Source organism: Staphylococcus pseudoxylosus, from assembly GCF_003697915.1.
In the GTDB taxonomy this organism is placed as follows: domain Bacteria; phylum Bacillota; class Bacilli; order Staphylococcales; family Staphylococcaceae; genus Staphylococcus; species Staphylococcus pseudoxylosus.
The window spans coordinates 203686-211400 of the sequence record NZ_RCVN01000006.1 but is presented as its reverse complement, the minus strand read 5'-3'; the positions used below and the strand labels follow the sequence as shown (position 1 = coordinate 211400).

The 7715-nt window shown below is 34.4% G+C and carries 9 protein-coding genes; 6 read left to right on the top strand and 3 right to left on the bottom strand.

Annotated features, from left to right (window positions below; all coding sequences use genetic code 11):
* The first annotated feature begins 145 nt into the window (after positions 1-145).
* The 4 genes from D9V42_RS07345 (at position 146) to D9V42_RS07330 (ending at position 3111) form a co-directional block, all read left to right on the top strand.
* Positions 146-802, top strand: a complete 657-nt coding sequence (locus D9V42_RS07345) for a uracil-DNA glycosylase (protein ID WP_107554950.1) — start codon at positions 146-148, stop codon at positions 800-802.
* A 3-nt stretch (positions 803-805) separates the two neighbouring features.
* The gene (locus tag D9V42_RS07340) at positions 806-1171 is read left to right on the top strand and encodes a DUF5327 family protein (RefSeq protein ID WP_107554951.1); all 366 of its coding nucleotides are present in this window, start codon (positions 806-808) and stop codon (positions 1169-1171) included.
* A 26-nt stretch (positions 1172-1197) separates the two neighbouring features.
* On the top strand, positions 1198-1560 hold the full coding sequence (locus D9V42_RS07335) for a DUF423 domain-containing protein (RefSeq protein ID WP_107554971.1): 363 nt from the start codon (positions 1198-1200) through the stop codon (positions 1558-1560).
* 63 nt (positions 1561-1623) lie between these two features.
* Complete coding sequence (locus D9V42_RS07330; RefSeq protein ID WP_122064181.1) at positions 1624-3111, top strand: APC family permease; 1488 nt, start codon at positions 1624-1626, stop codon at positions 3109-3111.
* Between the two features lie 127 nt (positions 3112-3238).
* Here D9V42_RS07330 and D9V42_RS07325 read toward each other — a convergent pair whose 3' ends face one another.
* The 3 genes from D9V42_RS07325 to hemQ all read right to left on the bottom strand — a co-directional run bounded on the left by D9V42_RS07325 (position 3239) and on the right by hemQ (position 5704).
* Positions 3239-3691, bottom strand: a complete 453-nt coding sequence (locus tag D9V42_RS07325) for a threonine/serine exporter family protein (RefSeq protein ID WP_047172793.1) — start codon at positions 3689-3691, stop codon at positions 3239-3241.
* An 11-nt stretch (positions 3692-3702) separates the two neighbouring features.
* A complete protein-coding gene (locus tag D9V42_RS07320; protein WP_394524140.1) occupies positions 3703-4473 on the bottom strand; it encodes a threonine/serine exporter family protein in 771 nt (256 codons plus the stop codon).
* A 481-nt stretch (positions 4474-4954) separates the two neighbouring features.
* A complete protein-coding gene (hemQ, locus tag D9V42_RS07315; protein WP_107554954.1) occupies positions 4955-5704 on the bottom strand; it encodes a hydrogen peroxide-dependent heme synthase in 750 nt (249 codons plus the stop codon).
* 172 nt (positions 5705-5876) lie between these two features.
* Between hemQ and pta the strand changes: the two genes are divergently transcribed.
* Together pta and D9V42_RS07305 are read left to right on the top strand one after the other, a co-directional pair.
* Positions 5877-6863, top strand: a complete 987-nt coding sequence (pta, locus tag D9V42_RS07310; protein WP_107554955.1) for a phosphate acetyltransferase — start codon at positions 5877-5879, stop codon at positions 6861-6863.
* Positions 6863-7699 (top strand): lipoate--protein ligase family protein, encoded by an 837-nt coding sequence (locus D9V42_RS07305; protein WP_107554956.1) that lies wholly within the window; start codon positions 6863-6865, stop codon positions 7697-7699. Before pta ends, D9V42_RS07305 begins: the two co-directional genes overlap by 1 nt.
* Positions 7700-7715 lie beyond the last annotated feature (16 nt).

Here is a 7715-nt window from a genome sequence, read left to right as displayed (position 1 = left end):
TGCTAAAGCAAAAAAGTGGAGAAGGCTCTCGATACCGAGAAAGCATAGAGGAGCACCTGAGCATAAGCTCATGTGTAAGAACCACTAATTTTGCTAAAGCAAAAAAGTGGTTCTTTATGTTACTATATGAATGAGGTGAGACGATATGGAATGGTCGGATATTTTTCATGATATAACTACGCGACATGACTTTACTGCCATGCATGATTTTTTAGAAAAAGAATATACTACTGAAGTGGTGTATCCGGATAGAGAAAATATTTATCAAGCATTTGATTTAACACCATTTGAACACGTGAAAGTGGTCATATTAGGCCAGGATCCTTATCATGGACCGAATCAAGCACATGGATTAGCTTTTTCAGTGCAACCAGATGCCAAGTTTCCACCTTCTTTACGAAATATGTATAAAGAACTTGAAGATGATATTGGTTGTATAAGAAAATCTCCACATTTACAGGATTGGGCGCGTGAGGGTGTCTTATTATTAAATACTGTTTTGACGGTTCGCCAAGGGGAAGCGCATTCTCATAAAAATATTGGCTGGGAAGTCTTTACTGATGAAGTGATAAAAACGGTATCTGAACAATTGACAAATGTCGTGTTTATTTTATGGGGGAAACCCGCGCAACAGAAAATTAAGCTAATAGACACTACAAAACACCATATTATTCAGTCTCCACATCCGAGTCCATTATCAGCATATCGTGGTTTCTTTGGATCAAAACCGTATTCTCTGACAAATAAATATTTACAAACAAATGGCATTCAACCAGTGAATTGGTGTGAGAGTGAGGATTAATATATGGAAAAAGAAAAGATTATTCAATTGATTGAACAGGAGTTAGTTCAAGCAGATGAAGCTCAAAGTAATACTGATTTTGAGAAGCATATATATGCGATTCATACATTAACATCATTAGTTACTGAGACTCGTTCTAATAAACAACGTTATAGTGACAATAGTTTTAATGTGTCATCTTCTTTTAAATCATCAAAAGTACAACAAGGCAATACTCAATCGCATATTTCTGAAAATGAAATCAGAGCGATGGGTGGAAAAGTTCCAAATAGTTCCAGTCAGAATGTGACAACCGATACTGGATTAAATTCTAATAAATTGGTTACAGATGATGAAATAGGTAATGGTGACTCAATTTTTGATTTTTAAATAATGGAAGGATGGAAATTAACATGATGAAAGTGTTTATTGTTTTAGGCGCACTTAATGCGATGATGGCAGTAGGTACAGGTGCTTTTGGTGCACATGGATTAGAAAATAAGCTGTCGGAAAAATACTTAGCCATTTGGGAAAAGGCGACAACTTATCAGATGTATCATGGTCTAGGATTATTAGCGATAGGTATCATTAGTGGTACTACATCGATTAATGTCAATTGGGCAGGTTGGTTACTATTCTTTGGTATTATATTTTTCAGTGGTTCATTGTATATTTTAGCTTTAACTCAAATTCGTATATTAGGCGCGGTTACACCAATTGGCGGCGTACTATTTATTGCTGGCTGGCTAATGTTAGTTATAGCAACGATTAAATTATAAATTTATAATTGTTATAGAATTCATCTTATGGGTATAATACACTCCATGAGGTGAATTTTATTTATGAGTCAAAATGAAAAACAGATAGATAGAGGAGATTTAAAACAGAATTTATCTGAGAAGTTTGTATGGGCAATCGCCTATGGATCGTGTATAGGTTGGGGCGCTTTTATATTACCTGGTGACTGGATAGGTCAATCAGGTCCGGTTTCTGCAGCGATAGGTATCGTCATCGGTGCATTATTAATGATACTTATAGCAGTAAGTTATGGTGCATTAGTAGAACGTTTTCCTGTTTCAGGCGGAGCCTTTGCATTTAGCTTTTTAGGGTTTGGGAGGTACGTAAGTTTCTTCTCATCCTGGTTCTTAACATTTGGGTATATTTGTGTGGTCGCATTAAACGCCACAGCATTTAGTTTATTAATTAAATTTTTATTACCTGATATTTTAGAAACTGGTAAATTATATACGATAGCAGGATGGGACGTGTATATCACTGAAATTCTGATTGCTTCATTATTATTAATTGTTTTTATGTTTATAGCAATTAAAGGTGCAAGTGTTTCAGGGTCTCTGCAATACTACTTTTGTGTAGCAATGGTTATTACAATAATATTATTATTTTTCGGTTCTTTCTTTGGTAATAACTTTTCTTTTGAAAATTTACAACCATTAACCAATGAAAGTAAGGGATGGTTTACTTCAATCATAATGATTGTGGCAATTGCGCCATGGGCATATGTTGGATTTGATAATATACCACAGACAGCTGAAGAATTTGATTTTTCGCCTAATAAAACATTCAAACTTATTGTATATAGTTTGTTAGCTGCAGCATTTACCTATGTATTGATGATATTATACACTAGTTGGTTAAGTACTTCGTCAACCAGTTTAAATGGAAACTTATGGTTAACAGGTGCTGTAACACAAGAAGCCTTTGGTTATATTGGTTTAGCAGTGTTAGCAATTGCTATTATCATGGGGATTTTCACTGGATTAAACGGCTTCTTAATGAGCTCCAGTCGTTTGCTATTCTCTATGGGCCGTTCAGGTATTATGCCATCAGTATTTAGTAAATTGCATAATAGATACAAAACGCCATATATTGCAATTATCTTCTTAGTTGCTATTACGTTAATTGCGCCGTGGTTAGGGCGTACGGCATTGACTTGGATTGTCGATATGTCGTCAACAGGCGTATCTATTGCTTACTTTATTACTTGTCTGTCAGCAGCTAAGTTGTTTAGTTTTAATAAATCCAGCAATACGTATAGCCCTGTTTATAAAACATTTGCAATCTTAGGCTCAATCGTATCATTTATTTTCTTACTGTTATTATTAGTTCCTGGTTCACCAGCGTCACTATCTCTACCTTCATATATTGCATTAGGTGGTTGGTTAGTGATTGGTTTAATCTTCTTTGTAGTGCGCTATCCAAAACTGAAGCGTATGGATAACGATAAATTAAGCAGATTGATTTTAAATCGTTCAGAAGATGACGTCGTAGATCTAATAAATGCACATAAGTCAGAGAAAGCGAATCAATAGCTATTACTTCGTGTAAACGTATGTATTTAACATGTAATAGTAAAAATTTAATGATTTAAAAAGAAGGACAGCAATCTATATGATGAGCTGTCCTTCTTATTTGTGTTTATTGCAGTAAATATAATGATCAGACGCGTTTTTTACGTATTTTTGTTCCGGAAACAATGAGTTTGGCTATTTGGTCAGCGAAGAGTAATCCTAAGGCAATTGCACCAGCTATAAGTGTGACTTCTAACATTGTATTTATAGCTTTACTAAACTCTAACAGTACTAGATTCTTAGTCGCATCAAAGGCTAGTCCACCAGGAACCAATGGAATTATTCCTGGAATCATAAAGATGATAACGGGTTCTTTTTTAACACGAGCCATGATATGACTTAAGCAACCTAAAGCTAGACTTCCAAAGAAACTAGAGTAAATCGTGTGCGTAGAAAATCCATCATAAAATAAAATATAAACCATCCAACCACAAGCTCCAACAAGTCCGACAATGTTATATAGACGTTTAGGAACATCAAATATTACTCCGAAAAAGAGGGAAGCGGTATAGCTAAATATAAAATTTAATATCCAAAACATAGACATAACTCCTAAAAAATAATTAGTATTGTGCTAACGCCAGCTCCGATACCAAAAGCAGTGACGAGCGCTTCTAATGATTTAGTGGTAAACATCAACATATGTCCACCGAACAAATCTTGAATGGCATTTGTGATTAACACACCTGGTACGATCGGCATGACTGCAGCAATTATAATAGTGGCGACTGAACCACCTGGAATGAGATGATGTCCTATAATTGTTGTTAAGCCAATTACTAACGCTCCCATAAATTCAGGAATAAATTGAGCATGCAATTTTTGATGCAATAATTCTACTACGATATAGCCTAAAGATCCAGCTACTAATGCGGTAAAAACATCTATTAAATAACCACCTTGTAAGTATAAAAAGCTAACTGAAATGATTGCGGCAGCTATAAATTTGTAAAAAAGATAATGGCTTTGGATGCTTTGTTCATTGTATATTTTTTGTAATTCTTGAAATGCGTCTTCTAAGGAAATATCGCCCAGTGCCAGTCGTCTAGAAATACCGTTTGTTCGTGAAATGCGAAGAAGGTTTGTGTCTCGTGTTTTAATTCGGAAAATTCTTGGATAAGATTCATTATGAAGCATAAAATTGATGACAGTATTTGTAACAAAACTATTGCTCTCTTTATAACCTAAAGTAAAAGCCATCCTTGTCATCGTATCTTCCACGCGTGAACCTTCTGCACCTGATTCTAATAGAATTCTTCCAGCAAGCATAATAACATCTTTTGCCATTTTTTCATCATAACTCTCGATTGCTTGATTATAAATTGTCATTTAATCACCAAATAAAAATGTATTTAACCAACACTATTGAATCGTTCTCAAAGCGTGGGAATAAGTTATTGAATTAATATTTTTTATTGTAACACTTTATTATTACATTTTGTTATAAGAATCGCTCTGCGCTTATTATATAAGGGAATTAATGTATTTCGTACAATTTTTTAATACATTTATGTTTCAAATATTTCAAATAGGTTAAAATAGTATTAGTTAACTGTTACAGATATATATTGAGTAGCGACAATATAAACAGTTAATATTTAAATTAAGTAGTGACTAAAGTTCTCCCAAACACACTACAATAAAACGAGTATAAGGATAATAATCCTTGTCTCAAAATTAAAAGACCTCGTCAGTAGTTAATCTAGTGACGAGATCTTTTTTTAATCATAATATGAAAATTTTTAAATAAATTAGTAGTGCTTATGCCAATTACTGCTCATTCTGTGCTTCTTTCTTCACGCATTTATAATGAAAAAAGGTCTTGTAAACCTTCTTTCTTAACAATGTGTCCTACATAGAAACTACCGAAATCACCATAGCGTGCTGTTGTTTCATCAAATCTCATCTCAGAGACGATTTTTTTGAATTGTAATGGATCATCTGCAAATAATGTTACACCCCATTCAAAGTCATCGAATCCCATTGAGCCAGTAATAAATTGTTTGATTTTTCCAGCGTATTGACGACCAATTTTGCCGTGTGCATACATAAGCGCTTGACGTTCTTCAAGTGGGAGCATGTACCAGTTATAAGTTTCATTACGACGTTTATCCATTGGATAAAAACAGATATATTCAGAATGTGGTAATTCAGGGAATAATCTTGGTTTGATATGAGGGTTTTCATAAGGATCTTCATCAGATTTTCCTGCAAGATAATTTCCTAATTCTATGATTGAAACGTATGAATATGTTGGGATTAAGAAATCAGTAATTTTTAATTTGTTGAATTCATTTTCAAAGGCGTTTAAGTCTTTCATTTCTGGTCGTAATGCCCATAAAAGAATATCTGCTTTTTGACCTGTTATATTGTAAAATGCATGGTCACCAGTATTGTTTGTGCGTGCTGATTCATGTTTATTTAAAAATGATTGTAACTCTTCTACGAGATTTTGACGTTCTTCATTCGGCACTAAACGTAGGCTTGACCAATCAATCGCATATAATAAATGTAAACTGTACCATCCATCTAATGTTTCTGGTGCTTGTGGCATTTAAATCTCTCCTTTTATGAAAATTTTTATGTCTTCACTACAAAATTTTACCATAAAGGGAGTATTAAAACATAAGTAAATGATTACAAATTGGTGACATGGAATTCTAAGAAAAAATAACGTATAATGGTATTCGTAAAATAAAAAGAATTGAAATTTTGAGGAGGCCCTTATGTCTTTATTAGATGTATTACAAGAAAAACTTTCAGGAAAAAACGTGAAAATAGTCTTACCTGAAGGGGAAGACGAACGAGTACTAACAGCAGCAACACAATTACAAGGGACAGACTATGTGACACCTGTAGTATTAGGTAACGAAGCAAATGTTAAAGCCTTAGCTAATGACAAAGGCTTAGATATTGCAAATTTAGAAATCATCGATCCAGAAACGAGTGAATTAAAACAAGAATTAGTAACTGCTTTTGTTGAGCGCCGTAAAGGTAAAGCAACAGAAGAACAAGCACAAGAAATGTTGAAAAATGTGAACTACTTTGGCACAATGCTTGTTTATACTGGTAAAGCAGAAGGACTTGTTAGTGGTGCTGCTCATTCTACTGGAGATACTGTGCGCCCAGCATTACAAATTATCAAAACAAAACCTGGTGTCTCTAAAACTTCAGGCATCTTCTTTATGATTAAAGACGATCAACAATATATTTTTGGTGATTGTGCAATTAACCCTACACTTGAAGCACAAGATTTAGCTGAAATTGCAATTGAAAGTGCTAAATCTGCTAAAAGTTTCGGAATGTCACCACGTGTAGCAATGTTAAGTTTCTCAACAAAAGGATCTGCTAAGTCAGATGATGTTGAAAAAGTCTCAAACGCTGTAAACATAGCTCAAGAGAAAATTGAAGCTGATCATATTGAAGACGTCGTTGTAGATGGTGAATTCCAATTTGACGCAGCAATTGTACCAGAAGTTGCGAAGAAAAAAGCGCCAGATGCTAAAATTCAAGGCGATGCAAATGTATTCGTATTTCCTAGTTTAGAAGCTGGAAATATCGGTTATAAAATTGCTCAACGTCTTGGCGGATTTGATGCGGTTGGTCCAGTATTACAAGGTCTTAACTCACCAGTAAATGATTTATCACGTGGTTGTTCTATAGAAGACGTATATAATCTATCAATCATTACTGCTGCACAGTCATTACAATAATGGATTTAGCAAGCAAATATTTTAATGCCGCAGATTGGCGTTATATAGATCATTCTTCGGGCTTGGCGCCTATGCAGTCATTTGCATTTGATGATACTTTTTCTGAAAGTGTGGGGAAAGATTTATCATGTAGTGTTGTTCGTACATGGGTACATCAACATACTGTAATATTAGGTATTCATGATTCGAGATTACCTTATTTGCAAGACGGTATACGTTATCTTACTGAAGAGCGTGGTTATAATGCAATTGTTAGAAACTCGGGTGGACTAGGTGTGGTCTTAGATCAAGGCGTGCTAAATATATCATTGATTTTTAAAGGGAAACATGACATAACAATTGATGAAGCTTTTTCGGTAATGTATTTATTAATTGCTAAAATGTTTGAAGATGAAGATATTGAAATAGCGACCCATGAAATCGAAAGGTCATACTGCCCAGGTAAATTTGACTTGAGCATTAATGGTAGAAAGTTTGCTGGTATTTCGCAAAGACGCGTTCGTGGTGGTATTGCAGTTCAAATTTACCTTTGTGTAGAAGGTGATGGCAGTGAAAGAGCTGAGATGATGCAGTCTTTTTATGAGCGTGCGTTAAAAGGTGAGGAAACTAAGTTCACTTATCCAAATATTGAACCATCTTGTATGGCATCGTTAGAAACGCTTTTAAATAAGAAGATAACAGTCCAAGATGTGATGTTCCAATTGTTGTATGCAATCAAAGATTTAGGTGGGCGCTTGAACATGGAGCCAATCATTGATGAGGAATGGCAATTATATGAAGGCTATTTTGAGAAAATGATAGAACGTAACGCTAAAATCAATCAAACAATGAATTAGATTAGAATAAGGCTAG